The organism is Acinetobacter sp. NIPH 284 (assembly GCF_000369425.1).
Taxonomy (GTDB): Bacteria; Pseudomonadota; Gammaproteobacteria; order Pseudomonadales; family Moraxellaceae; genus Acinetobacter.
Window position 1 is genome coordinate 209535 of sequence record NZ_KB850011.1, and the last position, 25696, is coordinate 235230.

Annotated in this window: 27 protein-coding genes, 1 tRNA gene and 2 pseudogenes; 11 read left to right on the plus strand and 19 right to left on the minus strand. The window is 37.2% G+C overall.

Features of this window, described 5'->3' with window-relative positions; genetic code table 11:
• Positions 1 to 91: 91 nt before the first annotated feature.
• Both sthA and F908_RS06965 read left to right on the plus strand, forming a co-directional pair.
• Entirely contained in the window at positions 92 to 1507 is a 1416-nt protein-coding gene (gene sthA, locus F908_RS06960) for a Si-specific NAD(P)(+) transhydrogenase (RefSeq protein ID WP_005159656.1), read from the plus strand.
• Between the two features lie 87 nt (positions 1508 to 1594).
• On the plus strand, positions 1595 to 2077 hold the full coding sequence (locus tag F908_RS06965; protein ID WP_005159657.1) for a DUF3465 domain-containing protein: 483 nt from the start codon (positions 1595 to 1597) through the stop codon (positions 2075 to 2077).
• Between the two features lie 40 nt (positions 2078 to 2117).
• On the opposite strand, the gene F908_RS06970 is transcribed toward F908_RS06965, so the two are convergent.
• The 11 genes from F908_RS06970 to F908_RS07020 form a co-directional block, all read right to left on the minus strand.
• Positions 2118 to 2570, minus strand: coding sequence for an Mpo1 family 2-hydroxy fatty acid dioxygenase (locus tag F908_RS06970; RefSeq protein ID WP_004662548.1), 453 nt, complete (start codon positions 2568 to 2570; stop codon positions 2118 to 2120).
• A 181-nt stretch (positions 2571 to 2751) separates the two neighbouring features.
• The gene (locus F908_RS06975; RefSeq protein ID WP_005159659.1) at positions 2752 to 3363 is read right to left on the minus strand and encodes a septal ring lytic transglycosylase RlpA family protein; all 612 of its coding nucleotides are present in this window, start codon (positions 3361 to 3363) and stop codon (positions 2752 to 2754) included.
• Positions 3364 to 3650: 287 nt separating this feature from the next.
• Positions 3651 to 4652 carry a lytic murein transglycosylase B gene (gene mltB, locus F908_RS06980; protein WP_005159661.1) on the minus strand — a complete coding sequence of 334 codons (1002 nt, stop codon included), beginning with the start codon at positions 4650 to 4652 and terminating at the stop codon, positions 3651 to 3653.
• 19 nt (positions 4653 to 4671) lie between these two features.
• Positions 4672 to 5814 (minus strand): rod shape-determining protein RodA, encoded by a 1143-nt coding sequence (rodA, locus tag F908_RS06985; RefSeq protein WP_005159663.1) that lies wholly within the window; start codon positions 5812 to 5814, stop codon positions 4672 to 4674.
• A 242-nt stretch (positions 5815 to 6056) separates the two neighbouring features.
• Positions 6057 to 6716, minus strand: coding sequence for a hypothetical protein (locus F908_RS06990; RefSeq protein ID WP_005159664.1), 660 nt, complete (start codon positions 6714 to 6716; stop codon positions 6057 to 6059).
• Between the two features lie 33 nt (positions 6717 to 6749).
• Entirely contained in the window at positions 6750 to 7565 is an 816-nt protein-coding gene (gene queF / locus F908_RS06995) for an NADPH-dependent 7-cyano-7-deazaguanine reductase QueF (protein ID WP_005159665.1), read from the minus strand.
• Entirely contained in the window at positions 7562 to 8335 is a 774-nt protein-coding gene (locus tag F908_RS07000) for an ABC transporter permease (RefSeq protein ID WP_005159666.1), read from the minus strand. Before F908_RS07000 ends, queF begins: the two co-directional genes overlap by 4 nt.
• Positions 8332 to 9267 carry an ABC transporter ATP-binding protein gene (locus F908_RS07005; RefSeq protein WP_005159668.1) on the minus strand — a complete coding sequence of 312 codons (936 nt, stop codon included), beginning with the start codon at positions 9265 to 9267 and terminating at the stop codon, positions 8332 to 8334. Before F908_RS07005 ends, F908_RS07000 begins: the two co-directional genes overlap by 4 nt.
• Before the next feature lie 538 nt (positions 9268 to 9805).
• Positions 9806 to 9881 (minus strand) — tRNA-Arg (locus tag F908_RS07010).
• A gap of 119 nt (positions 9882 to 10000) precedes the next feature.
• The gene (locus tag F908_RS07015) at positions 10001 to 10573 is read right to left on the minus strand and encodes a hypothetical protein (RefSeq protein ID WP_005159671.1); all 573 of its coding nucleotides are present in this window, start codon (positions 10571 to 10573) and stop codon (positions 10001 to 10003) included.
• Between the two features lie 140 nt (positions 10574 to 10713).
• Positions 10714 to 11406: a 3'-5' exonuclease gene (locus tag F908_RS07020; RefSeq protein WP_005159674.1), complete on the minus strand. Its 693-nt coding sequence runs from the start codon at positions 11404 to 11406 to the stop codon at positions 10714 to 10716.
• A gap of 265 nt (positions 11407 to 11671) precedes the next feature.
• Between F908_RS07020 and F908_RS07025 the strand changes: the two genes are divergently transcribed.
• Together F908_RS07025 and glyA are read left to right on the plus strand one after the other, a co-directional pair.
• Entirely contained in the window at positions 11672 to 12949 is a 1278-nt protein-coding gene (locus F908_RS07025; RefSeq protein WP_005159677.1) for an alpha/beta fold hydrolase, read from the plus strand.
• 240 nt (positions 12950 to 13189) lie between these two features.
• The gene (gene glyA, locus F908_RS07030; protein WP_005159681.1) at positions 13190 to 14446 is read left to right on the plus strand and encodes a serine hydroxymethyltransferase; all 1257 of its coding nucleotides are present in this window, start codon (positions 13190 to 13192) and stop codon (positions 14444 to 14446) included.
• Positions 14447 to 14839: 393 nt separating this feature from the next.
• On the opposite strand, the gene F908_RS07035 is transcribed toward glyA, so the two are convergent.
• From F908_RS07035 to F908_RS15495, 3 genes and pseudogenes are all read right to left on the minus strand, one after another.
• The gene (locus F908_RS07035) at positions 14840 to 15094 is read right to left on the minus strand and encodes a YfhL family 4Fe-4S dicluster ferredoxin (protein WP_005159685.1); all 255 of its coding nucleotides are present in this window, start codon (positions 15092 to 15094) and stop codon (positions 14840 to 14842) included.
• Positions 15095 to 15096: 2 nt separating this feature from the next.
• Positions 15097 to 16461, minus strand: coding sequence for a prephenate-dependent tRNA uridine(34) hydroxylase TrhP (gene yegQ, locus F908_RS07040; protein ID WP_005159686.1), 1365 nt, complete (start codon positions 16459 to 16461; stop codon positions 15097 to 15099).
• A gap of 251 nt (positions 16462 to 16712) precedes the next feature.
• Positions 16713 to 16984 (minus strand): annotated as a pseudogene (locus F908_RS15495) (IS5/IS1182 family transposase); the annotation flags it as partial.
• 254 nt (positions 16985 to 17238) lie between these two features.
• On the opposite strand from F908_RS15495, the gene F908_RS16090 reads away from it, so the two are divergent.
• From F908_RS16090 to F908_RS07050, 3 genes are all read left to right on the plus strand, one after another.
• Complete coding sequence (locus tag F908_RS16090; protein WP_005159687.1) at positions 17239 to 17400, plus strand: hypothetical protein; 162 nt, start codon at positions 17239 to 17241, stop codon at positions 17398 to 17400.
• A 158-nt stretch (positions 17401 to 17558) separates the two neighbouring features.
• Complete coding sequence (locus F908_RS07045) at positions 17559 to 17993, plus strand: putative hemolysin (protein WP_005159689.1); 435 nt, start codon at positions 17559 to 17561, stop codon at positions 17991 to 17993.
• 200 nt (positions 17994 to 18193) lie between these two features.
• Positions 18194 to 18748, plus strand: coding sequence for an FxsA family protein (locus F908_RS07050; protein ID WP_005159693.1), 555 nt, complete (start codon positions 18194 to 18196; stop codon positions 18746 to 18748).
• 43 nt (positions 18749 to 18791) lie between these two features.
• Here the strand turns inward: F908_RS07050 and F908_RS07055 are convergent, their stop codons facing one another.
• Positions 18792 to 18974, minus strand: a complete 183-nt coding sequence (locus tag F908_RS07055) for a hypothetical protein (protein ID WP_005159698.1) — start codon at positions 18972 to 18974, stop codon at positions 18792 to 18794.
• Between the two features lie 229 nt (positions 18975 to 19203).
• Here F908_RS07055 and F908_RS07060 point away from each other — a divergent pair, with 229 nt between their 5' ends.
• Positions 19204 to 19461 carry a hypothetical protein gene (locus tag F908_RS07060; protein ID WP_034602683.1) on the plus strand — a complete coding sequence of 86 codons (258 nt, stop codon included), beginning with the start codon at positions 19204 to 19206 and terminating at the stop codon, positions 19459 to 19461.
• A gap of 50 nt (positions 19462 to 19511) precedes the next feature.
• Here the strand turns inward: F908_RS07060 and metK are convergent, their stop codons facing one another.
• On the minus strand, positions 19512 to 20678 hold the full coding sequence (gene metK / locus F908_RS07065; protein WP_005159701.1) for a methionine adenosyltransferase: 1167 nt from the start codon (positions 20676 to 20678) through the stop codon (positions 19512 to 19514).
• Between the two features lie 385 nt (positions 20679 to 21063).
• Between metK and tkt the strand changes: the two genes are divergently transcribed.
• Together tkt and F908_RS07075 are read left to right on the plus strand one after the other, a co-directional pair.
• Entirely contained in the window at positions 21064 to 23052 is a 1989-nt protein-coding gene (tkt, locus tag F908_RS07070) for a transketolase (RefSeq protein ID WP_005159704.1), read from the plus strand.
• A gap of 70 nt (positions 23053 to 23122) precedes the next feature.
• Positions 23123 to 23620, plus strand: coding sequence for a hypothetical protein (locus tag F908_RS07075; RefSeq protein WP_005159710.1), 498 nt, complete (start codon positions 23123 to 23125; stop codon positions 23618 to 23620).
• Between the two features lie 13 nt (positions 23621 to 23633).
• Here F908_RS07075 and F908_RS07080 read toward each other — a convergent pair whose 3' ends face one another.
• Positions 23634 to 24044, minus strand: coding sequence for an OsmC family protein (locus F908_RS07080; protein ID WP_005159721.1), 411 nt, complete (start codon positions 24042 to 24044; stop codon positions 23634 to 23636).
• Between the two features lie 227 nt (positions 24045 to 24271).
• Between F908_RS07080 and F908_RS07085 the strand changes: the two genes are divergently transcribed.
• Positions 24272 to 24850: a YceI family protein gene (locus tag F908_RS07085; protein ID WP_005159723.1), complete on the plus strand. Its 579-nt coding sequence runs from the start codon at positions 24272 to 24274 to the stop codon at positions 24848 to 24850.
• A gap of 95 nt (positions 24851 to 24945) precedes the next feature.
• Here the strand turns inward: F908_RS07085 and F908_RS16450 are convergent.
• A pseudogene (locus F908_RS16450) lies at positions 24946 to 25086 on the minus strand (GNAT family N-acetyltransferase); the annotation flags it as partial.
• Between the two features lie 36 nt (positions 25087 to 25122).
• Complete coding sequence (locus tag F908_RS07090; protein ID WP_034602684.1) at positions 25123 to 25656, minus strand: lecithin retinol acyltransferase family protein; 534 nt, start codon at positions 25654 to 25656, stop codon at positions 25123 to 25125.
• Positions 25657 to 25696: the final 40 nt, after the last annotated feature.

Genomic DNA, 25696 nt, shown 5'->3' on the forward strand with positions numbered 1-25696 from the left:
TAAAAATATATGGTTGAGAAATACATCAAGCCATAGCATATTAGTTATCATATTTATAGAAGTAAATAGCGAAGAGACAAAGGAGCTTTGAATGCCACGTAAGAAAGAGGTCGTTGGTGGGAATGTTGTAAAATTTGATGCAGTAATTCTCGGTTCTGGCCCAGCTGGTGAAGGCGCGGCAATGAAGCTAGCTAAAGCAGGTAGACGTGTAGCGATCGTTGATATACGTGATCAACTTGGTGGTAATTGTGCTCACGTAGGAACAATTCCGAGTAAAGCATTACGTCAAACAGTATCAAGTATTATTCGATATCAACGTGACCCAATGTTTCAAAAGGTCGGTGAGTGGAAACAATTCACCATGAAACAAGTGCTACGTAATGCACATAAGGTAATTCAACAGCAAGTTGATACGCATACACGTTTCTATGATCGCAACAAAATTGATGTGTTTCATGGACGTGCTTATATCCAAGATAAAAATACGGTTTTGATTTTTGGTCAGGACGGAATCAAAGATACGATCATTTGTAAGCAAATCGTGATTGCAACAGGTAGTCGTCCTTATCAACCACAAGGTTTAGATTTCAATCATCCGCGTGTATTTGATTCAGATAAAATTCTTGATTTGGATTATTCAATTCAAAAAATCATTATTTATGGTGCTGGTGTGATCGGTTGCGAATATGCCTCGATTTTCATTGGTTTAGACCATAAAGTTGATTTGATCAATACTCAACAAAAGCTTTTAAGCTACCTTGATGATGAAATCGCAGATGCATTGTCATATCACTTACGTGAACAAGGCGTATTGATTCGACATAATGAGCAAATTGACCGCTTAGAAACCTTTGATGATCATGTGGTTTTACATTTGCTGAGCGGTAAGAAGATTAAAGCTGATGCCATTTTATGGTGCAACGGTCGTTCTGGTAATACAGATGGTCTTGGTTTGGAAAATGTCGGTCTAACACCGAATAACCGTGGTCAGCTGATGGTCAATGATCAATACCAAACTGAAGTTGATAACATCTATGCTGCAGGGGATGTTATTGGTTGGCCATCACTTGCGTCGGCTGCTTATGACCAAGGGCGTTGTGCAGGTGCAAATATGGTTGGTGAGAAAAATGTTAAGCCAATTAAAGATGTACCAACAGGTATTTATACAATCCCAGAAATTTCTTCAATTGGTAAGAACGAGCAGCAATTAACTGAAGAAAAAGTACCTTATGAAGTAGGTCAGGCTTCATTCCGTCATCTAGCTCGTGCCCAAATTACGGGTGATACTGTCGGTGAATTAAAAATCTTGTTCCATCGCGATACTTTAGAAGTACTAGGTATTCACTGCTTTGGTAATAATGCGGCAGAGATTATTCACATTGGGCAAGTGGTGATGCATAGTCCAAACAATACGTTGAAGTACTTCGTTGAAACGACATTCAACTATCCAACGATGGCAGAAGCATATCGTGTAGCAGCTTTGAATGGTATGAATCGTTTATTTTAAATGGCGATGGATTTAGTTCGATAAGCAACAAAATGCCAATCAACTTGATTGGCATTTTGTTATCTGGATTTGGTCAGGAAATTTGCGATGAAAACTAAAATAAATAATCTAATTCTTGTAGTAATCATTTTGTTGCTTGCAGCTTATTTGAGTTTCGATTTTAAAGAAAAGCAAAATACTAGAATTACTAGCAGCACCACACAAACTTCAGTTTCAGATACTAATATTTCTGTCGATGATCAAAACAAGATCATGCAGGCTTATCAGCAGCAAAGAAGCAATATTCAAGTTCAAGCGCAGGGTATTGTGAAAGCGGTTTTACCAGATGACAATCAAGGTTCAAAACATCAGAAAATTATTCTTAAACTTGAGAATGGTTTAACGGTTTTGATTGCACATAATATTGATTTAGCCCCAAGAATAGACGGGCTTAAAAAAGGTGATCAGCTTGAGTTTTTTGGTGAATATGAATATAACCCAAAAGGCGGTGTGATTCATTGGACTCATCATGATCCACAAAGAAAACATATTGACGGATGGTTAAAATATAAAGGGAAAATATATCAATGATATTTTCCCTTTATCACTCATTCTATTTGCATGTTCTCAATCAGCTTGTAAGCGCTAATTTCTGACGAGATTTCCATTTAGGTAGGACTTTAGCTAAATAAGCGTCCATGCACCATACAGGGCCAATGAGGAGGAATTGTAAGTCTTTAAAGAAAGAAGGCTTTTTCCCTTCAACTTTGTGACCATAAAATTGGCCAATCCAAGCAATCACAAAGACACCAATATAGAATCCTACGCCTACAGGTAAAATAATAATGAGCCACGCCATAACGGCTAACAGTGCAGCCATTGCAACAGCCAAAACAATATCCAAACGAGCATAAAATACTAAAGTGAGTACAAGAAGCAAAGCGGTGAGTAGAGTGCTAAAATGAGCCAAAATACCAATAATTGAAAAAAGAATAGCTGGGACACAAACCCAATGAATTTTTTTATTGGTTTGATTTTGATGGCTGTCACTATACTCATCAAACCACGTATCAATTGACTTCATGTTAATTCCTTTACTGTATTCATTTTTATTTGCTCAATATAACGAATTAAATAAAAAGGGTCAAAATCATTCGCGGATATGATGTTGCTCCAAAGAATAACTGTAATTTCTAAATTCTTTTGTCTCATAATAAAAAAAGCCACACTAGGTGGCTTTTTTTGGAGAGTGTAAAACTAAGTTATTAAGAACTTGGCCCATCAACTCGCTCGATGCTCACATTACTAGTACCAGAACCAGACATACCAAGTTGCTTTGCAGCACCATAAGATAAATCTAGTACTCGGTTACCATGGAATGGACCACGATCATTTACTTTTACTACAACACTCTTGCCGTTGTCTTTATTTGTTACACGGATATAACAGTTTAAAGGAAGGCTACGGTGAGCTGCAGTTAATCCATTCATATCGAATGTTTCACCGCTTGCTGTTTTACGACCATGAAACTGACGTCCATACCAAGATGCAACGCCACTTTGGCTGAATTTACGAACTGTGTTCGAAGCAACAGTATTCAGTTTTTCAATCACTGAAGGCTCATCTTCAGGAATATCGATTTTTGCAGCAATCGTTTGGCGACGGATTTGGTCACCTGAACGCTCAGTGATTGAAAGACTATTAACGTTTGAAAAACGCGAATTAAAATTTTGAGAATCTTTGCTTAGTACGCGGGCAGCTAAATTAGAACCATCCACATCATTATTCATTGATGTCGATTGTACCATTTCCGCATGTAACGGGCTTAAACTCAAGCCTGCCGTCAGCGCTAGAATATATTTTAGCGAAAACTGCATTGTATAAACTCCTAGAGAACATGCTTTTTTATTTCAAAAAATAACTTTGAAACATAGTGCACATGTCTAATTATTCACTTTTGCAATTACTTTACTTGAGTGGATAATATTCATCGCTTACGAAGTGTGTCTAGTCTTTAACGATAAATAGTTACAAAAAGGGTAAAAACTTACAGATTGTGGTTAATAAATAATCAATATTGTAACAAAATATATTTTTTGCTGAATATGTGATCTTTTTGCTTTATTTTTTTATTGACTTTTCAGAATGTTATAAAAAAGCTAGTCTATCGACTAGCTACTTCGGTGCCCAATAACCATACTGCTGTTGCGTACATACGACTTTTATTATAAGTCGTAATCACTTGGAAATTTGGATAAGTAATATAGTAAATTGGACCAAATTGGTCTTGTAATTGAATGACATTGACTAAGTCTAAATCATCAATTTTTACCAAAGGGTCAACAGGGGAAACCCCTAGTCTTTTCAATTCTCCATAGGGAATAGGTTTGGTTAAATCCTTGGAAATAATACTATCAGGGTTGTTGCCTAAGTAACGGGCTGGAAACCCAATTGGTCGATCGCGCTGCCAACCATGTTGAGCTAAATAGTTCGCAATAGAGCCAATAGCATCTGTTGCTGAATTTCTTAAATCAATGTGACCATTTCCATCATAATCTACGCCCAACTTTTGAATATTGCTTGGCATGAATTGCGGATAACCAATAGCACCTGCATATGAACCAACGATACTATTTGTTGGATAACCTTCTTTGTACGTCCAAGCGATCAAGGCGGCTAATTCATCACTAAAATAGTCTGCTCGACGAGGATAACCGAAAGCGAGTGTTGCAAGCGCATCTCTAGTGACGAAAGAGCCCTTATTCGCACCATAACCTGTTTCTACACCTAAAATGCCCAGAATGACTGTTTTAGGTACGCCAAACTGCTGTTCAGCACGATTCAACGCATCTTGATATTGATTTTTAAAGTTTGCCCCGCGTTGAATAGTGCCATCAACAAGAAACATTGAACGATATTCATACCAAGGTTTACTTTCGCCTGGGCGAGTCATGATATTGAGAATATTAGGTAAATCTTTAGCGCCACTCATGGCTGCATCAATTTGTTCACTCGTTAAATTATAAGTTGACATTGCTTTCTGCTTAAAAGCAAAGTAATTCGGATGTGTATAAAATTCATTTGCTTGAGCCCAATTACTGCTGACAAATAAACTGGCACTCAAACCAAGCAATTTAAAAGTTTTATTTAAATTAGGAAGAAACATATGTTTATAAAATTCCTCATTATCGATGTGTATGAATAGACATAACCAGTCCAAAAGTAGACATCAGGGTAATAATTGCCGTCCCACCATAACTCATGAAGGGTAAAGGCACACCAACTACGGGTAAAATACCACTGACCATACCTGCATTTACAAATACATAAACAAAAAATGACAAACCAAATGCGCCTGCGACCAAGCGACCATAGTTATGGAAGCTCTGCAATCCAATTTGGAATGTTCTAAAGATAATTGCACAATAAAGAATAATAAGCAGTGTCACGCCAATTAAGCCAAATTCTTCAGAATAAGCGGCAATAATAAAGTCGGTATGGCCTTCAGGTAAGAAATGTAGATGAGATTGGGTGCCTTCTAAGAACCCTTTACCTGAGAATCCTCCTGAGCCAATCGCAGTTTTAGACTGAATAATGTTCCAACCTGTGCCAAGAGCATCTGCCTCAGGATCTAATAATGTAAGAACACGCTGACGTTGATAATCATGTAGTAAAAATTCCCAAGCAATTGGAATAATAATTGCGGCTAGACCTGCTGCTGCAGCGATGAGTCGCCAAGATAAACCACTTAAAAATAGTACGAAAATACCACTGGCCAGAACCAGTAGTGATGTACCTAAGTCAGGCTGTTCTGCAATAAGTAGAAAAGGTACGACAATCAACATCAATGACAGTACAACTTGTGAAAGGCTCGGAGGTAATGCTTTTCGTGATAGAAACCAAGCAATCATCATTGGCATACCAATCTTCATAAATTCACTGGGTTGCACACTGCCGAAGCCAGGGATATCAATCCAACGTTGTGCTCCCATACGGACTTCGCCAAAAATGACGACTGCCACTAAGGAAAGTACACCAAACACATAAAAATAGGGTGAAAATGCCTGATATACCTTTGGGGGGATTTGAGCCAAACTAAACATAACAATAAAGCCAATCCCAAAGCTCATTGCTTGCTTACTGACTAGTCCGACATCTTGCGCAGAAGCACTATATAATACTGTGAGTCCAAGTAAGGCATTTAAAACCAAAAAAGAACAAAGCCAAGGGTCGATATGCAATTGTTGCCAACGAGAGGGCTGTGCAGCTGTACTTAAGCCATCACGAGGTGCTTGACGTAAAAATTTGTATTGTGAGCTTGGGGACATGTGATTCTAAATCAGGTAAATCAAGGCTTCGCGAATGCTAACATAAATGCGGATTTAGAGCGTGCAAATTTAGAAAATGTGAGATCTATAAGTATCCAGTTTATAATTGGAATGATCATCTGTTATCTATGAATTATATTAAATAATTATTATAAATCAATGTTATATATTAAATATTATATTGCATGCACCTAATAAAAAGCGATGGTTCCATGACCATCGCTTCTGCATCATTTGGCGAATTACTTTTGAACCAATAACTGATCAAAATGTTTTGCAAATACTTCAAGTTCACCTTGGCTTAAACCTGGGATGAGCTTGTTGATCACAACATGAACGGCTGTTTCGACACCACTGGTTGCAACGCTGGCAACACCACGTTTCATCATGCCCAGACCCAGCGTTTTGTTAAATTCGGTCATGAAGTGTTGAATCAATGCATCAGCAAAAGTTTTAAATTGCTGGGTTAATGCATCACGTTGTGCCTTGCCATTTCCAGCAGCGACTTCTGCAAAGCTTTTCTTCATGTCAGCGACCAGCGTATCAGGCAGAACCGTACCAAGACGTTGTTGACCCTCATTGTCAGTAAACAGGCTTTTTTCCATAAACGACAACGATTCAAGAACCTGCTCGTTTGGTGCCTTGCCTAATAACTGTTTAAGTAAAGTCTCAACAATGCCACGGATTTTAGTTGCAAGCTTCTCGGTAGTGTCACGCTTATCACTTGGCGGAAATTGTTGAACCAGCTTAATCAGCATGTTGTCTAGTAATTCATCCGACAATTGTAAAGAGATTTTGTCACGTAAAGGGTATTGTGGTTCTTTACTGTTACGGCTAGCCTGTGCAAGTTGAATATCCTGACTCAAACCTGCTGATGGAAGAATACCGAAATAACTGGTCATTGAAACATTTCCTCTATATCAAATTTATTCGTTTTATTGTCTCGCCAAGCGAATTGGCTCGGGCATCCATGACAAGTCTGATACACGGCATGGGTTAATATCCAAGCCTCCACGGCGTGTATAGGTTGCATAGACCATCAGCTTTTCAGGTTGAAGCAATTGCCAAATATCCGCAAATATTTGTTCAACACATTGCTCATGAAAACCGTTATGCTGACGGTACGAGATAATATAGGCTAATATGCTGCGATAACAAGGTTTTTTACCTTGCAGACGAATAAAAATCGTACCCCAATCTGGTTGTCCTGTGACTGGACAATTACTTCTTAAAAGATGAGAGTAAAGTTCAATTTCAACACTTTCTTGGGTCGCAGGATCTAACCTTAATAGAGTTGAATCTGGATGCTCAGATAGACGCTCAGGGATGAGATCATCAATACAAATCCCCTGCGGTTTAGAAATTTCTAAATCATCAACTTGGAATAATTGTAGTTCAACTTTTCCACCCGCCGCATTGGATAAGTCACGTTCAACCGTTTCGACAAAAGCTTGTTGAGACTCAAACTGAGTAAAGTTCATGCTATTGAAATAAAGTTTAAGTGACTTTGATTCAATTAAGTTGGGGGAGTTGGCGGGTAAGGTTAAACGACCAATCGCCACTTGTGGTAAACCAAGATGATTCAGCCATGAAATTTCAAATACATGCCACCAGTCTTTACCTTGTGTAATTCCTTCAACATGCAAATACTGTTGACGAGACTCAGCGCGAGCAATTGGAAATAAAACATCGGGCTGATATTGAGTAGGGTATTGGGTGTCTTTACCCAATAAAGAATGTTCAACACTCATTCACGCATTCCTGAACCACGAGCTAATAAACGATAAGCAACTGCATAGAGCGCAACACAGCATAGGGTAACGATACTTAGTGAGAACGTTACATTGACGTCACTGTGCCCTAAAATGCCAAAACGGAAAGCATTGACCATATATACAATTGGATTGACTAAAGATAAATTTTGCCAAAATGGGCTAAGCGCACTAATCGCATAAAAGACACCACCTAAATAAGTAAGTGGAGTTAATACAAAAGTCGGGATAATAGAGATATCATCAAATGACTTCGCATAAACCGCATTGATGAAACCACCAAGCGAGAATAATAGTGAAGTAATAATGACAGTATATATAGTCACGAATAGGTTATAAATTTCTAAGTGAGTAAAGAATAAACTCATGATGGTTACAATGAGACCAACCAATACACCGCGACATACGCCACCAATCACATAACCCCAAAGAATTAAATGTAATGGCACAGGGCTCATAATGAGTTCTTCAATACTTTTTTGAAATTTAGCACTAAAGAAACTTGATGAAACGTTGGCATAGCTATTGGTAATTACCGCCATCATGATCAGGCCAGGCACAATAAACTGCATATAGCTAAAGCCGCCCATTTCGCCAATACGAGAGCCAACTAAGTTGCCAAAAATCACAAAATATAGGCTCATTGTGATTGCTGGTGGTAACAAAGTTTGTGGCCATATCCGCATGAAACGGCGAATTTCTTTAACAACCAAAGTCCAAAGTGCTGTTTTTAATTGATTAAAGTTCACTGATTCGCTCCAGCAAGATTCTTCTCGACCATTTTCACGAATAATTCTTCCAAACGATTGGACTTGTTCCGCATACTGCTGACTTGAATATTTTGTGATTGCAGGATCAGGAACAGATCATTCATGTTATGCGCCTTGTCCATAGTGACTTCTAATGTCATTGGATCAATTAAATTAAATTTGAAGCCGATGATATCCAGTTGCAAATTTTCAATAGGTTCAGCGAGGTCACAGATGAATGATTCTTCATTGAGTTGATTAAGAAAGCCTTTCATGGTGGTATCTTCTTTAATCACACCACGATCAATAATTGCGATGCGACGACAAAGCATCTCAGCTTCTTCTAAATAATGTGTCGTTAAAATAATTGATGTGCCTTTTTCATTCATTTCAGTGAGAAAATCCCACATTGAACGACGTAACTCAATATCTACACCCGCAGTTGGTTCATCTAATATAAGCAACTTAGGTTCATGCATCATGGCACGTGCAATCATTAAACGACGCTTCATACCACCTGAAAGCATACGTGATTGAATATTACGTTTTTCCCATAAACCGAGTTTTTCTAAATAATATTCAGCACGTTGTTCAGCATGTTTTTTAGGAATGCCGTAATAACCTGCTTGTGTCACTAAGATATCGAAAGTTTTTTCGAATTGACCGAAGTTAAACTCTTGAGGAACAACACCAAGACATTGTTTCGCATGGGATGGATGGGTATCTAAGTTATGCCCAAAGATTTCCACTGTACCCGATGTTTTTTTGGTTAAAGAGCTAATGATACTAATCGTTGTAGATTTACCCGCACCATTAGGACCTAATAATGCATAAAATTCACCTTCAGGTACGGTCAAATCAATACCTTTTAACGCCTGAAAACCATTACGATAAGTTTTGGACAAATCGCTCAACACCAAAGCATCAGTCATGAACGTCTCACGTTGTTAAATAGAACGACTATTTTGAGTGATATGAAAAAATAAACCAAGTAGAAAAATAGGTTTCTGGCGTTTTAGAAATAGAACGATTAATTCGATAATTTTGTAAAATGATCTACTTTTAAATTGTCAAATATTAAATTTTTTATTTATTATCAAACTATTAGAGTTTTAAGTATCGCATCAACTATAGGTACGATTATCAAAATAATCGTAAGCAATAGAGCGTAGCTTTTAAGACTTTTGTTGCTAGCTTAAGACTTAACGATAAATTGATTTTGAAAAAGAAGAATTTTTATTAAAAAAGTAATTAAATAAATACAGCTAATTAATAATAGAGAAAAGCCAACGATTTGTTTTGGCATTTTTGCGGTAACTTTTTTGAGTAATTTAAGGCTTACCGCAAGGTTTACCGTATTGATTGCGGTAATCATTGAGAAAGCATGAGAAGAATTGATAATAAATTAAATTAAGAATTGTTGTATTGCAACGCTTTTGACAAGTTATGAGAAGCCATGAAAAAGGAATCTGGTGCGCTCAGCGGGACTCGAACCCACGCCACAGGCTTCGGAGACCTGTACTCTATCCAGTTGAGCTATGAGCGCATACATGTGTGGCACATCATAGGCAAAAAATACATATAGGTAAATATAAAGACGCAATCAATACGATCTATTGTTTATTAAAACAACGATTTTGAACTTTAATTGCCAAAATATTTCAATTATGTTTGCAAATGCTGTACTGAATAATTAATCAACTTCAATGTTTGATTCAATTGTGCTGGTGGAATTCGTGATTCTTGTAGAAAAGTAATCCATTGCATTTGGCAAGCTTTTAATTGCTGTAGGTTTTTGATTATCTGTATTTTTTGTATTAATGGTCTCGCCATTAAACCACAATAAGTTGTTAAGGTTTGAATCATAACTTGTTGGATTTCAATAAAAGGAAGTTTTTCTAAGGTAATAATTTCTGCTTCAAGATTTTCTGCTAGATTAGATATGTTTTTATTTTGATCTGGTTGAATGCGTGAGATTATCGTAGAAGTATGATTCTCTTCTGATGTGACTTCTTCTTCAATATGTATGGATTCGGGTTGTTGATGTGCTAATAAGCCCATATCAATCAGTTGTTGAACTAATTCCGTAGGTGCTATTCTTTCTTTATATCCATGATCAAGTTCTTGAAAATCTTCATGATCAATCAAAAGCAATAAACGACGCTGCCGTGGAGTTAAAGCACTATCACGTTGTTGCAGGGCATTTTGCCCGAGTTCCGTTTTGAAAAAATTAGACATTTCTTAATCCCCACAAGCCCAAGATCTAGCATGAGGATTAAGATAACGTTAAAAAATGACAATAATATTAACAATTTATTAAATATCATTGTCTTGATTGAAATGACTGGAAAATAATTTAAAAAATTTTCTAAGAGGGCTTATCTAACTAATTTTGTTTCCAATGCCTTACGTAAATAGAGATCAAGATCGTCTTGGCGTAAAAGCCATTGGATATAATCCGCTGGAAGATCTTGAATCGCAGTACCTTTGTGTTTACCAAAAGTAATATTCTTCGGAATACGAGCTTCTTCTGAAGCTATATAAAGCTGTTCAATATTTTCAATGTTTAATTGATGAATGATATGCATCAAAATATTAGCTGTTAAAATAATGTCAGCATCAGCTCTATGAGCACCTTTGAGCATTTCTCTAGCTTTATCACTGCCCTTGGAGATCAGATAAATTAAGGCTGAAATATTATGTGCTTCCGCATTTTCCCAAACACGACGTGCAAGTGCTAAAGTGCAAATTGGTTTAATTTTTGATGTATCTACGCCGCACTTTGCAATAGCTGTAATATCGTAATCAACGTTATGACCGATAATATATTGGGTTTGTTCAGGCAGTTGAAACTCACTGTAAAAAGGTTGATCAGCTAGGTCTGATTCTAATATGTGATGCACCGCCATCGCGGCATAAGAGATAGGTTGACCAACTTGATACAGCTGATCAAAAATCTTTTTCTTATCTAAGCTCAGCTTTCCATGCTCAATTTCAATTGGCGCATAAGCAATTTCTATAGGCAAACCATTCAATGTATGTGTTTCCGTATCTAAAATAATGGCTTGCATAAAGTTGAACCTAATTGGGTAGGATAGTCTCTCAGACTTTTTATCTTACAAGAAATTTAGGATGAGCTGTGCTTAATCATGCTTAGATTGATTGGATTTTAAATAAATTAGTAGTGTATTGCGCAAATAAAAAGCAAATATAAAAGGATATAAAAAAATACTTGAAACAATTTTGTAATAGGCGTAATTGTTATGGATTTAATTGCCTTAGAAAAATAACATCTAAGGACAAAATCAAAAAAGAAGATAGTTAAGGAAAAACTAAATGAAAATTAAACTATTAACGGTTGCAATGCTGAGCACGACTTTGTTTTTGACAGCTTGTGGTGGCGACGATAATGAATCGACAGTTTTTGTACCTAAACCTGAGATTCCTGAAAATAATATCAAAGACCCTGTTGTTGGAATTCCTAAAAACTATGAACTTAATGGTATGGCTGCAGCGTCATCTGATAGCGTGATAATGACCTATAAAATGTTGGGAGTTAATGATAAAGAAGTATTGGCAACAGCGCTTGTCTTCACACCGCCGGCTTCAATTTTACCACCAGAAAATGGTTGGCCGATAGTCGTTTGGGCACATGGCACAACCGGTGTTGCTGATAAATGCGCCCCAAGTCAACAAGGATTGGGTGAGAATGAAGTTTTATTAAAAGCTTTACTTGAATCTGGCTACGTTGTAGTTGCTCCAGATTATGAAGGTTTGGGTGAACCAAGTGGGCTTGATGCTCATCCATTTTTAAATGTTAAAAGTGAGGCTTATTCAATTACTGATGCTGTGGTTGCTGCACGCGCTTATTTAACAAGTTTAAATAAGAAAACAAATGGTCAGTGGATGACAGTAGGACATTCTCAAGGTGGTCAATCGGCATTAGGTGCAGCTCAATATGCAAGTCGTGCGAAGCTTGATTATAAAGGAACTGTTGCTGTAGCACCTGCGTCAAATCTAGCTTTAATTTTAGCTGGCGGTGAAAGTGAGGCAAATAAAGAACCTAATCCAATTAAGAAAATAAACATATTAGCTCCTTTAGATACATTTACTGCCTTAATTACTGCTGGTTTAACAAATCAGTATCCAAGCTTAAAATTTAGTGATGTCTTTAATTCTCCAACAGATGAAATAGCAGCAACTGCTGAAACTTCTTCAGAAAATTCAGTTTGCTATCAGGCCTTAGGTCAAAATTTAGGTAATGCAATGGGGATTTATTTAGACAAAAATAAGACTCTTGAGGGTTATCCACGTACAAAAACTAACTTTATGTCAATTCCAAGTGTTACAAGTTTTTTAGCCACAGATTCTCAACCTTTGCAGAAGAAAGTGTCGACTCCAATTATTATTTATCAAGGGACATTAGACAAAACAGTACCTAAACCAGTGACTGATTTTTTGGTTAACTCAGCTAAATCTGTAGGAACTGCAATTCCTAGTTCTAATTACAGAGTCGGAGAATGGGATCATACAACAGCATATTCCACAAATATTGGAAAAATTGTCCAAGACGTTAATATCCTTTTACCATCTAACCAAATCGTCAAACAATAAGTAATAACATACAGCTCAACCCTATTTTTCAGGGTTTGAGCTGTGCGATTCTCAATAGAAATGTTAAAATTAGATAAAAGGAATTAATTAACTCTAGAAGAATAAAATTATTAGTGGAATGTGAGTAAAATTCACGAATAATTAAATAAATATCAAGCTCTGTAACAGCAAACTTCATGCTATAATTCGCACCAATCTTTAGCACGGCTTAAAAGCCCTAATTTATAGGACCCTCCGCTAATGTTTGCCAATATCTCTATTGCTGAATTTGATCCAGAATTAGCTCAAGCAATTGCTTCGGAAGGCGACCGCCAAGAAGCTCACATCGAGTTAATTGCTTCTGAAAACTATTGCTCTAAAGCTGTAATGGAAGCTCAAGGCTCGAAACTTACTAACAAATATGCAGAAGGCTATCCGGGCAAACGCTATTATGGTGGTTGTGAATATGTTGACGTTATTGAGCAACTTGCAATTGACCGTGCGAAAGAGTTGTTTGGAGCAGATTATGCAAACGTACAACCACATGCAGGCTCACAAGCAAACTCAGCAGTTTACTTAGCGCTTCTTAATCCTGGTGATACAGTATTAGGTATGAGCTTGGCTCACGGTGGTCACTTGACTCACGGTGCTAAAGTTAGCTTCTCTGGTAAAACTTATAATGCGATCCAGTACGGTTTAAACCCTGAAACAGGTGAAATCGATTATGAAGAAGTTGAGCGTTTAGCTTTAGAACATAAGCCACGTATGATCGTAGCTGGTTTCTCTGCTTATAGCCGTGTTGTAGATTGGCAACGTTTCCGTGATATCGCGGATAAAGTTGGTGCTTACCTTTTTGTTGATATGGCGCATGTTGCTGGTTTAGTTGCTGCTGGTGTTTATCCAAACCCAGTTCAAATTGCTGATGTAACGACAACGACTACACATAAAACACTTCGTGGTCCACGTTCTGGTTTAATTCTTGCAAAAGCAAACGAAGAAATCGAGAAGAAACTTCAATCAGCTGTATTCCCAGGCAACCAAGGTGGTCCTTTAATGCACGCAATTGCTGCTAAAGCAATCTGTTTTAAAGAAGCTATGGCACCTGAATATAAAACTTACCAACAGCAAGTTGTTAAGAATGCTCAAGCAATGGCTGAAGTATTCATCGCTCGTGGTTATGATGTTGTATCTGGTGGTACGGATAACCATTTATTCTTATTATCTTTAATTAAACAAGAAGATGTAACGGGTAAAGATGCTGATGCATGGTTAGGCGCTGCTCATATCACAGTAAATAAAAACGCTGTTCCAAATGACCCACGTTCTCCATTCGTGACTTCTGGTATTCGTATTGGTACGCCAGCTGTAACCACTCGTGGTTTTGGTGAAGATGAAGTTCGTGACCTTGCAGGTTGGATCGCCGACATTATCGACAGTAAAGGTAATGAACAAGTGATTGCTGATGTGAAAGCGAAAGTTGAAGCAGTGTGCGCTAAATTCCCAGTTTATGCTGCGTAATTTGTTTCGCTAAATAAAATTTTAAACACACCTCAAACTTTGGTTTGGGGTGTTTTTTTATGGTGATGATTTATTGAAGCTAGCTAAAAGAATTCAATTTTTCGGTTGAATCTTTTTGTATTGATGTTACTTGAATAATTCAGCATGTGTTCCAGTACGAGTAAAGATGATTTGTGTATCTTGAGGGCGAATTCAAACATGAGGTGCGACAGTTTCAATAGCCTTATGATAATCAACAAGCCGAGCAAATTTCTCTAATTGTTAAAAACGTAATACTAAAAAGCAAGTTTGGTGCCAGTGCTTTGCCTAAGTCCGTAAATATTACTTTCTTTTTAGAGATGATAATCGATGATTGATATGCGATTGAGTGATTCATTTATATTGTGTAAGCCTCTAATTACCTAATAAATTTAAACTATTAAATTTAATTTGCAGTTGATCATTGCTCTCTATGTGTAAAGGATCGGGTTTAATACAATCAATAGGGCAAACTGCAATACATGTGGGTGATTCGTAGAAGCCGACACATTCAGTGCAACGTTGTGGGTAAATTTCGTAGATTTTTGCACCTTCATAAATCGCTTGATTCGGGCATTCTGGCAAGCACATATCACAGTTGATACATGCTGTGGTAATGAATAGCGCCATATTTAATCTGCCGAATATGCAAGTGCATCAGTTTTTAACTGCGTTTTGGCGTGTGGAAGATGACGGATTAATAAGGCATAAGTAATATCGATATCTGCTGAAAGTGGGATTTCCACAATATGTCCAGAACCTTTTGCATTGTCGATTGGATGACCTTTTAAATCACGCATTTCAGTTAAAGTGAAGACAAGATTACCTTTGGGAGTCATGAGTTCAAGAGTGTCGTCAACTAAAAACCGATTTTTAACTTCGACTCGAACATAATCTCCGTTGCGTTCAATTACCTCACCACAAAATTGTTGATAGTCGAAATGTGATGAACCATCCTCATAATTTTGGTAATCGCTATGCACATGGCGACGTAAAAATCCTTCTGTATAACCACGATTTGCCAAACCTTCAAGTTGATCCATTAAACTTGAGTCAAATGGTTGACCTGATAGCGCATCATCAATTGCTTTACGATAAATTTGAGCTGTTCGAGCACAGTAAAAATAGGATTTTGTTCGTCCTTCAATTTTAAGTGAAGCAATTCCCATATGAGTCAAACGATCAACATGTTGAATGGCACGTAAGTCTTTCGAGTTCATGAAATAAGTACCATGTTCATCTTCTTCAGCCGCAAACATTTCTTCATCATTACGTTGTACTAAAACACTTTGAACTAGATCATCTTGAACTTTATTGGAACAGCATTGTTTGGATGGTTCTATCTGCTGAACAGGAATCACGTCACCATTGGCATCTTCTTGTGCTTCGTGAATTTTATATTCCCAACGACAAGCATTGGTACATGCGCCTTGATTTGCATCTCGTTTATTCATATAACCTGAGAGTAAACATCGTCCTGAATAGGCCATGCATAGCGCGCCATGTACAAAAACCTCAAGTTCAATTTCTGGTACATTTTTCTGTATTTCTTCAATTTCTTCTAATGCGAGTTCACGAGAAAGAATGACTCGGCTTAAACCATAGTCTTTCCAGAATTTTACAGTTGCCCAATTAATCGCATTGGCTTGTACCGAAAGGTGGATAGGCATGTCAGGGAAATGTTCGCGAACCATCATAATTAAGCCTGGATCCGACATAATTAATGCATCAGGTTGCATCGCAATAATTGGCTCGATGTCACGAATAAAATTTTTAAGTTTGCTGTTATGTGGCTGAATATTAGCAACAACATAGAATTTTTTGCCTAATGCATGTGCTTCATCAATTCCTATTTTTAAATTTTCATGATCAAATTCATTATTACGAACACGGAGACTGTAACGTGGTTGTCCTGCATAAACTGCATCTGCTCCATAAGCAAAAGCATAACGCATATTTTTAAGTGAACCAGCAGGAGAGAGTAATTCAGTAATCATGATGCAAAAGGCATATAAAAAATAAGGAATTATTTTAAAAATATAATTACTAAGATTCAACCAAGCATTTTGCTCGGAATTATAGCTGTTTTTCTCTCATATAAAAAAATAACTCTAGAATTACTGCAACGTTATAATTTATATTGGCTTTGTTGCACAAAGGTTTGAAAGACAATGCTACCCTAATTGAGCTAAATTCAAGTGATAACTTGGATATGAAGGTGGTATAATTGTTTGAATTTATTAAAAATTTATACATGTGTATGAATCTAATTCATCTGACTAGGAAAACTCCTTGCTGTGAATTTATCACCTAATAATTTGATGCAATCCATTTTGGTTTCCACTAAACTTCGATGATGATAACCAGACCATTTTTTCCAAAGTGACTTACCTACCCGTTTGACTGTTTTTAATAATTCATTCCTCTCTCTAAATATCTCAATTTCTTATCTTTCCAAAGCTTTGCATGCTTCCTAGTAGTAATGACTGCATGTGCATCTCGATCTAAAAAGATTTGTCGGCTCGGAATATCAATATGCTTTTGTCGTCTACAAAGGGTGGAGTAATCTGGTGCTGTCCAATTCAAACATTAGTTGTACGGTAGGTTTTAGTCACAGGCTTCTTCAACTAGAAATTATATTGCTGAAGAAGCCTTCAAGAATAGCTTTGTGCAACAAAGCCTTATAACATCAATAAAAATGACGATTAAGATTGAATTTTAAACTATATCTAAATATTCACTCTATGCTAGGCTTAAGAAAAAAGGGTAAGCCTATGGATGCCATTGAAATAAAAGATTTCTCAGCTCTGACTGGGTATACAAATGCCATTTTAGCAATCGATGAGTGGCTTGAACACAAACCTTATTTCTATGTGATTAAGGATCAGTATTTGATTGATGAGGCTATTCGTGTTGAATATATCATTATTCAATAATTTTGAATTTAGAGGAGCTTATAAATGACAAAAAAACCGATTGTTTATAGACTTATCTATTATGTATTGTTGATCTGAAATTGGGGTTTTTGTTTCAAGTAATAGACATAATATTTTGATTTATTTGTTATCTTTAAATTTTTGCAAGATTTCAAATTATGAAGAAAATTCTATTTTTAGCTTTAGCACTTACTACATTAACAGCGTGTTCTTTAACACCCAGCAAGGATGTTACTCCACCTAAAATTGGTATGGCAAATCCTGCAAGCCAATACTGCGTTGAACAAGGAGGTCAGCTTGAGATTCGCAATGAGGCAAATGGTCAGGCTGGATATTGTAAATTGCCTAATGGGCAAGTGATTGAGGAATGGGTATTTTTCCGTGCAAATCAAAGTAAATGTGTTGCTGATGAAGCACAAAAACTTGTAGGGCAGTCTGGTTTAACCGAACAGCAAATTAAGCAAAAAACCAAGTCCGAAATTGTGCGCAGTGTAGGACCAAATCAGCCCGTAACAATGGATTACCGTGAAAATCGAGTGACGGTAATGATTGATCCGCAATCTAAAAAAATTCTTAGCGCAAATTGTGGTTAATTGGTGAAATAAGTTCTTGCTTTCAAGTTGGTATCTACCAATTTGAAAGCTTTTCTCATCTAAATGAAAGATAGACCTTGATAAATCTACTTTTGTACCCATCAATTATAATATCGCAGTAATATTTTTCGTTTTGGCTTTAACCAAAAGTATAATCACTGTATTTATTTTCTAATTTTTGAGATAGACGAAACTTTGACATGAATCTACTTCTTATCGTAGTGTTTGGCGCAATTGCTGAGATATTAGTATGGATCGGCGTGGGCGACCTTGTTGGGAGTATGTGGTACGTATTCTTTTGGTTTGTTATAACTTTTTTCGTGGGTTTGAATCTCGTTCGTTCTAGTACATCTAATATTATGCCGCAATTGCAACAAATGCAGATGACAGGTCAACTTGGAGCTGATCCTGCTGTTACTAAAAAATTAGCAATTGCAATGTCGGGTTTCTTGTTAATGATTCCTGGTTTAATTTCTGATGTATTGGCTGTATTGGTTTTAATTCCTGCAGTTCAAGCAGCGTTTAGAAATATGTTGATGAAAGCAATGGCAAAGCGTCAACAGGCGATGATGGATCAAATGATGGGTGGTAATGCTGCTGGTCAGAATCCATTTGCTGATCTCATGCGTCAAATGCAGGACATGCAGAATCAACAACAAGGTGGTGGTCAATATCGTGACTCAACCATTATTGATGGCGAAGCGAGAGAAGTTCAACCTGATCAAAAGAAAATTGAATTCAAAGATGTTAATTAGTCGTTGATATGCTTAAAAAGCACATCCTAGTTGATGTGCTTTTTTATGCTTTATTTTTTACACTTTGCTCTTGTTTAGATTCTGTTTTGTCTGGTGTTTGTTGTTCTTTGCTCTGAGGTTGATACTGGGTAGGAAGGAGATTTGTTATTTCATTTTCAGATTGTTTATATGAACGACTTCGATTAGCTCGTTCACGAAATCCACCTTTATTGATCAATTGAGTCATAGTAATGTCATCTATGATTTGAAAGATATATTTTAACAAATTATATGAAAGATCAAAATAATACTGAGCGTTAGTTGAATCTAGCTTTGTATATCTTCTTTACAATGTATCGAAGAGAATTGTTAATTTGAATGAATTGCCTTTTAAACTAGATTGAATTCTGATTTTTTTTCTCATAGGATAAAAGTGAGACGAAAGAAATTGTTGTAAATAGTAAGTGGATGGAGGAATGATGTTATATCAATATCATTGCGCATGTTGTGACAAGGTGGTCGCTTCAACAGATAAGGAATGCCCTTATTGTGGTTCTCAGCATATTAGAAGTCCTTATGGTTTATGGATGTTCTGTGTGGCTGCGTGTTTTGTAGTTGTACTTGTAATTAAGATGGTACATGTATATTCATTACATCATGAGGAAGATCAACCAACTCAGACAAGTTCTTTATTTGAAATGTTTAAACAAGATACTGCTGAATCTAATAAATGATAACAAATAAAAAAGTTCGCAATTTGCGAACTTTTTTATGAGCGATAAACTTATAGTCCAGCAGCATCTTTAAGAACTTCGACTTTATCTGTCTTTTCCCAAGTAAATGCAGAATCTGAACCTTCACGACCAAAGTGACCATAAGCAGCTGTCTGCTTATACATTGGCTGAATTAGGTTCAACATACGAGTGATGCCGTATGGACGTAAATCAAAGTGTTCACGAACCAATTGAATAATTAATTCATCTGATACTTTACCTGTATTGAAAGTATTGATTGAAATCGAAGTCGGTTCAGCAACACCAATTGCATAACTGACTTGGATTTCACATTTATCCGCTAAACCGGCTGCAACAATATTTTTTGCAACATAACGACCTGCATAGGCCGCAGAACGGTCAACTTTTGATGGATCTTTACCAGAGAAAGCACCGCCACCATGACGTGCCATACCGCCATAAGTATCTACAATAATCTTACGACCAGTTAGACCACAGTCACCTACAGGACCACCAATCACAAACATACCTGTTGGATTGATATGGAATTTTGTACCCGCATGGAACATTTCAGCAGGAATAATCGGTTTTACGATTTCTTCAATCACAGCTTCTTTTAAGTTAGCTTGACTAATTTCAGGATCGTGCTGAGTTGAAAGTACCACAGCATCTAGACGAACTGGCAGACCATTTTCATAAGCAAATGTTACTTGGCTTTTTGCATCAGGGCGCAACCAAGGTAAAGCACCTGAACGGCGTAATTCTGCTTGACGCTCCATTAAACGATGCGCATAAGAAATTGGGGCAGGCATGAGTACGTCAGTTTCACGACTTGCATAACCGAACATTAAGCCTTGGTCACCAGCACCTTGATCTTCAGGTTTCTGGCGGTCAACACCTTGTGCAATCTCAGGAGACTGCTTACCAATCATATTGATGACAGCGCATGTAGAGCCATCAAAACCTAAATCAGAATGATGGTAACCGATTCCGTTAACTGTTTGACGTACAATCGCTTCAAAGTCCACGTTTGCTGTAGTCGTAATTTCACCAGCAAGAACAACAGCGCCTGTTTTTACTAATGTTTCACAAGCGACACGCGCATACGGGTCTTCTTTTAGGATTGCATCTAAAATAGCATCACTAATTTGGTCAGCCATTTTGTCTGGATGACCTTCGCTTACAGATTCTGAAGTAAAAACAGCATACTCGCGCATGAACGTCCTATCATGGTTATTTTCAAAAAGACAGAGTATGTTACATCGACTTGGCGTATAGGACTAGCACAAGCTGACTAAAAAGCATGAAATTATTTCATTTTCATCATGTTTTTATTGATATGTGTATAAGTAAAACTAATATTAATGCTTTAATTAATAAAGTTTTTCTGAATTGTAAATTTTCATATTTGAATGATTGTATTTTACATGTTGTTTACACGGTGAACATTTACATAAAGAATTGTATTTGAATGATCAAAATATAAGAAATATCGTGTATTGCACTTTACCCCATCTTGTTTTTTTAAGACAATAGTCGCAGTTTTTGAAAGATGATTTCTCATCTTCTCTCATCTTATTTGATTTAATCGGATTCTGACTTATGACAACCCCTTTAAATGAACGTCGTATTGCAAATGCAATTCGTGTCTTGGCTATGGATGCTGTGCAACAAGCAAACTCAGGGCATCCTGGTGCTCCAATGGGGATGGCAGATATCGCTGACGTAGTTTGGCGCGAATTTTTAAATCATAACCCAAGTAACCCACAGTGGGCGAACCGCGACCGTTTTGTATTGTCAAATGGTCACGGCTCAATGTTGCAATATGCATTATTGCATTTGACAGGTTATGAGTTATCTATTGAAGATTTAAAACAATTCCGTCAATTACATTCTAAAACACCAGGTCACCCAGAATATGGCTACGCACCTGGTATCGAAACAACAACTGGTCCATTAGGTCAGGGCATTGCTAACGCAGTTGGTTTCGCTTTAGCTGAAAAAACTTTAGCTGCACAATTTAACAAAGATGGTTTAAACGTTGTTGATCACTTCACTTACTGCTTCTTGGGTGATGGCTGCTTGATGGAAGGTATTTCGCACGAAGTATGTTCACTTGCAGGTACTTTGGGTCTAGGTAAGTTGATTGCTTACTACGATGACAACGGGATTTCGATTGATGGTGAAGTAGAAGGCTGGTTCAGTGATGATACTGAACAACGTTTCAAAGCCTATGGTTGGCAAGTGCTTCGCGTAGATGGTCATGATGCTGATGCGATTCGTCAAGCAACTGTTGAAGCGAAAGCTGAAAGCAATAAGCCAACAATTATTATCTGTAAAACGATTATTGGTTTAGGTTCTCCGAATAAACAAGGCAAAGAAGATTGCCACGGTGCGCCATTGGGTAAAGACGAAATTGCTTTAACACGTGAAGCATTAGGTTGGAAAGAAGACGCATTTGTTATTCCTGAAGATGTATATGCAGCTTGGGACGCAAAAGCTAAGGGTCAAACTTCTGAAGCCGCTTGGAATGAATTGTTTGCTCAATACCAAGCAAAATATCCAACTGAAGCAGCTGAATTGTTACGTCGCATCAACGGTGATTTACCTGCTGAATTTGCAGCAAAAGCTGATGCATTCATTGCTGAAACAAATGCAAAAGCTGAAACAATTGCAACTCGTAAAGCAAGCCAAAATACGTTACAAGCGTTTGGTCCATTACTGCCTGAATTATTAGGTGGTTCGGCTGACTTGGCTGGTTCTAACTTAACACTTTGGAAAGGTTGCCAAGGCGTACAAGACAATCCTGCGGGTAACTACGTTTATTACGGCGTTCGTGAATTCGGTATGACCGCAATTGCAAACGGTGTAGCTTTACACGGTGGTTTTGTTCCTTACGTTGCAACATTCTTAATGTTTATGGAATATGCGCGTAATGCGGTACGTATGTCTGCATTAATGAAGCAACGCGTGATTCATGTATATACACATGATTCAATCGGTTTAGGTGAAGATGGTCCAACACATCAGCCAATTGAGCAAATTGCATCCTTACGTGGTACGCCTAATTTAAATACATGGCGTCCATGTGATACGGTTGAAGCGGCTATTTCTTGGAAATCTGCGCTACAACGTAAAGATGGTCCAACCGCATTAATTTTCTCTCGTCAAAACTTGCCATTCCAAGCACGTAATGAAGCTCAAATTCAAAATGCTGCAAAAGGTGGTTATGTACTTGCAGAAGAAAAAGGTGAGTTGAAAGCTATCATTATTGCTACAGGTTCAGAAGTTTCATTGGCGATGGAAGCATATGCACAGCTTGAGGGTGTGCGTGTAGTGTCTATGCCATGTGCTGAAGAGTTTATGAAGCAAGATGCTGCTTACCGTGAAGCTGTATTACCTGCACATATTCGTGCTCGTGTAGCGGTTGAAGCGGCTCATGTGGATTACTGGTGGAAGTTTGTTGGTTTAGACGGCAAAGTGATTGGTATGACCACTTACGGCGAATCTGCACCAGCCAAAGACTTGTTCCAATTCTTCGGTATCACTACTGAAGCAGTTGTTGCTGCGGTTAAAGAATTGACGGCTTAATCGAATTTAGTGGTAGAAAAAGCGCTCTGAATAGAGCGCTTTTTTGTATTCATAAGGTTGAGGTGTTGTGATGGGAAAAGAATTTGAACTTTATTCTTTTGATGGAATATTAAATGATATTAAATATTGGTATTTGGAAAATCTAAATAAAAAAGAAATGCTTTGGCAGTGCGCAAAATATAATTTTTTATATTGTGCATTACGAGAATGTTCAATAAATAACAAGAGTGACCTAAACTTAGATGGTTATAGTTATCATATGCAAACTTATTTTGAAGAGGCCATTCAAGCTCGGACCAAATATGAGTGCACATCAAGTTTAATAAAGTTAAAGGGTAAAATCTTAGTATTTGATGTACATTCATCAATGTTTGACTGTTTGGGTGAAAAAGAAACAGGTGGCTTTATCGATGGTTGTGATACTCCACCACCTGAATTTTGGATTCATTTTGATGGGGAAAATTTATATTCATTTATTCCAAATGAGTTCACAAATATTGTCGATCTAGCAATAGATATCTCTATGAGTGGCTCATTGGAATGGTACACGGATGTAATTGAAATTTAGTGTAATAGGTCTCTCATCCGATATTTAATTCACTCTGAATTGAAATATTCGACGTTAATAATTTATGCACAGGACAGCTTTCAGCTACTTTGAGTAATCGTTTGTGCTGATCTTCGGTAAATTCACCTTTTAGCGTAATTTTACGCTCAATATTATTTTGACCTGATTCAGGTTCACCATTGGGATTTAAAGCCAAATCAACCTGAACATGATCAAGTTTAATTCCTTTATGGTTTGCATACATTTCCAGTGTAATGGTTGTGCACGCACCTAAAGCTGAAAGTAGCAGTTGAATTGGATTTGGTGCTGTATCTTGACCACCTTTATCTGTTGGTTCATCTGCATACCAAGTATGACCCGAAGAATCCGTAAGCGTAACACGATAAGGGGTTGGGGTATTTAGAGCTTGAACTGTATGAGTCATATTCTACCTTGTTGTTTATCTTTAAGAATTTAAATCTAAATTTATCAATCTATCATGTTATTCCTCAGATCAATTGTCCACTACCTAATGGTCTTATGATAATTGTGTTTGATATGTGCTGTAACGTTTTTATTGTTGCACGGATGAAACATATCGTTTTATAAAGAATAGTGAATAAAAATACTTGATCTATAAACTATTGCTTATATCAAACAAGGATACGAAAAATGCAATTTAAAACATTAAGCCTCGGTTTAGCTGCTGCTATCGCAAGTTCTGTAACATTAGCTGCGCCAGTAGACTATAAAATCGATCCAACACATACAGCAACAGTATTTAGCTGGAATCACTTTGGTTTCTCTACGCCGAGTGCAAACTTCACTGATATTCAAGGTACAATTAAAGTTGATAATGCAAAACCTTCAAATTCATCTGTAGAAGTGACGATCCCTTTAAGCAGCGTAAATACCAATGTTGTTGCTTTGGATAAAGAATTCCAAGAAGAAGCTTGGTTTAATGCTGCGAAATATCCAAACATTACTTTTAAAAGTACTAAAGTAGAAACCAAAGACAAGAAACACTTCAAAATTACAGGTAATTTAACCGTTAAAGGTGTGACTAAGCCGGTGGTATTGGATGCTGTGCTGAATAAACAAGGCGAGCATCCAATGGCGAAAGTACCTGCGATTGGCTTCAATGCAACAACAAGTTTTAACCGCTCTGCATTTGGCATCGGAAACTATGTGCCGAATGTTGGAGATAAGATCACTGTGAATATTACGACTGAAGCAACTGCTGCAAAGTAATATCAAACAAATCGTTAGATTGATAAAAAAGCTCATGGAACTAATCCCTGAGCTTTTTTTAATTTTGCGTGTAAATTTGGTGTATTGATTCAATATTATGCTGTTGCGTTAAAAGCTTCGGCATAAACAATGCTACCTGTTGGGATGGTTTCGTAGAAAGCAAGCACCTGAAAATATTCAGCAGGTACATTTTCTAAAACCAGTCTTGGATCCGCTTTAAAGCCAAATCTGCCATAAACGATAAATCATTAATCTTATAAAGCCTACGCGTTTTAATCTTTCGCCTGTTTTTCTTCTGGCAATAAATATTCAGGCATAGATTTCTTCGCTTGTCTGCGTAGCATCATTTTGATGTATAAAACAATTGCAAAACAAGCCGTCGCAATCGTTAACATGATGCTATTCATATAACTCATGATCGAACTAATATAACCAATGGTCGCAAGACGGCGTTGCATACGCTCAACCTGCGTGCTGGACTCAACACCTGTAATTGCCCATGTACATAAATGTTCGCAGTTATTGATAATCAAATGATACTGGTTTTCATGCATACGTGAACGCATACGTCTTACTACAGCTTTGGCCTTGTAGCGAGGGGATAGGTAATTCTTGATATGGATTGTTTTGCCATGTGCAAAACGTTGCAGTGAGGTTGTTTCAATCGGACGTTTTTTAAAAATATGGGCAAAACCTGAATAATGAATAACTCGTCCACGACCTGCATAAATACCATGATGACTATAGCCAAAGTGTTTAACAATTAGGTGCGCACCGAGAGGGAAATGTCGTTGTGTTTGCTGCATACTCATACAAGATTATTGTATTTACAGATGTATTTTAATC

Bases quoted from the DNA above. Each gene is read 5' to 3' on its own strand.
- sthA (WP_005159656.1), top strand. From the start codon at position 92: ATGCCACGTAAGAAAGAGGTCGTTGGTGGGAATGTTGTAAAATTTGAT.
- F908_RS06965 (WP_005159657.1), top strand. From the start codon at position 1,595: ATGAAAACTAAAATAAATAATCTAATTCTTGTAGTAATCATTTTGTTG.
- F908_RS06970 (WP_004662548.1), bottom strand. From the start codon at position 2,570: ATGAAGTCAATTGATACGTGGTTTGATGAGTATAGTGACAGCCATCAA.
- F908_RS06975 (WP_005159659.1), bottom strand. From the start codon at position 3,363: ATGCAGTTTTCGCTAAAATATATTCTAGCGCTGACGGCAGGCTTGAGT.
- mltB (WP_005159661.1), bottom strand. From the start codon at position 4,652: ATGTTTCTTCCTAATTTAAATAAAACTTTTAAATTGCTTGGTTTGAGT.
- rodA (WP_005159663.1), bottom strand. From the start codon at position 5,814: ATGTCCCCAAGCTCACAATACAAATTTTTACGTCAAGCACCTCGTGAT.
- F908_RS06990 (WP_005159664.1), bottom strand. From the start codon at position 6,716: ATGACCAGTTATTTCGGTATTCTTCCATCAGCAGGTTTGAGTCAGGAT.
- queF (WP_005159665.1), bottom strand. From the start codon at position 7,565: ATGAGTGTTGAACATTCTTTATTGGGTAAAGACACCCAATACCCTACT.
- F908_RS07005 (WP_005159668.1), bottom strand. From the start codon at position 9,267: ATGACTGATGCTTTGGTGTTGAGCGATTTGTCCAAAACTTATCGTAAT.
- F908_RS07015 (WP_005159671.1), bottom strand. From the start codon at position 10,573: ATGTCTAATTTTTTCAAAACGGAACTCGGGCAAAATGCCCTGCAACAA.
- F908_RS07020 (WP_005159674.1), bottom strand. From the start codon at position 11,406: ATGCAAGCCATTATTTTAGATACGGAAACACATACATTGAATGGTTTG.
- F908_RS07025 (WP_005159677.1), top strand. From the start codon at position 11,672: ATGAAAATTAAACTATTAACGGTTGCAATGCTGAGCACGACTTTGTTT.
- glyA (WP_005159681.1), top strand. From the start codon at position 13,190: ATGTTTGCCAATATCTCTATTGCTGAATTTGATCCAGAATTAGCTCAA.
- F908_RS07035 (WP_005159685.1), bottom strand. From the start codon at position 15,094: ATGGCGCTATTCATTACCACAGCATGTATCAACTGTGATATGTGCTTG.
- yegQ (WP_005159686.1), bottom strand. From the start codon at position 16,461: ATGATTACTGAATTACTCTCTCCTGCTGGTTCACTTAAAAATATGCGT.
- F908_RS16090 (WP_005159687.1), top strand. From the start codon at position 17,239: ATGGATGCCATTGAAATAAAAGATTTCTCAGCTCTGACTGGGTATACA.
- F908_RS07045 (WP_005159689.1), top strand. From the start codon at position 17,559: ATGAAGAAAATTCTATTTTTAGCTTTAGCACTTACTACATTAACAGCG.
- F908_RS07050 (WP_005159693.1), top strand. From the start codon at position 18,194: ATGAATCTACTTCTTATCGTAGTGTTTGGCGCAATTGCTGAGATATTA.
- F908_RS07055 (WP_005159698.1), bottom strand. From the start codon at position 18,974: ATGACTCAATTGATCAATAAAGGTGGATTTCGTGAACGAGCTAATCGA.
- F908_RS07060 (WP_034602683.1), top strand. From the start codon at position 19,204: ATGATGTTATATCAATATCATTGCGCATGTTGTGACAAGGTGGTCGCT.
- metK (WP_005159701.1), bottom strand. From the start codon at position 20,678: ATGCGCGAGTATGCTGTTTTTACTTCAGAATCTGTAAGCGAAGGTCAT.
- tkt (WP_005159704.1), top strand. From the start codon at position 21,064: ATGACAACCCCTTTAAATGAACGTCGTATTGCAAATGCAATTCGTGTC.
- F908_RS07075 (WP_005159710.1), top strand. From the start codon at position 23,123: ATGGGAAAAGAATTTGAACTTTATTCTTTTGATGGAATATTAAATGAT.
- F908_RS07080 (WP_005159721.1), bottom strand. From the start codon at position 24,044: ATGACTCATACAGTTCAAGCTCTAAATACCCCAACCCCTTATCGTGTT.
- F908_RS07085 (WP_005159723.1), top strand. From the start codon at position 24,272: ATGCAATTTAAAACATTAAGCCTCGGTTTAGCTGCTGCTATCGCAAGT.
- F908_RS07090 (WP_034602684.1), bottom strand. From the start codon at position 25,656: ATGCAGCAAACACAACGACATTTCCCTCTCGGTGCGCACCTAATTGTT.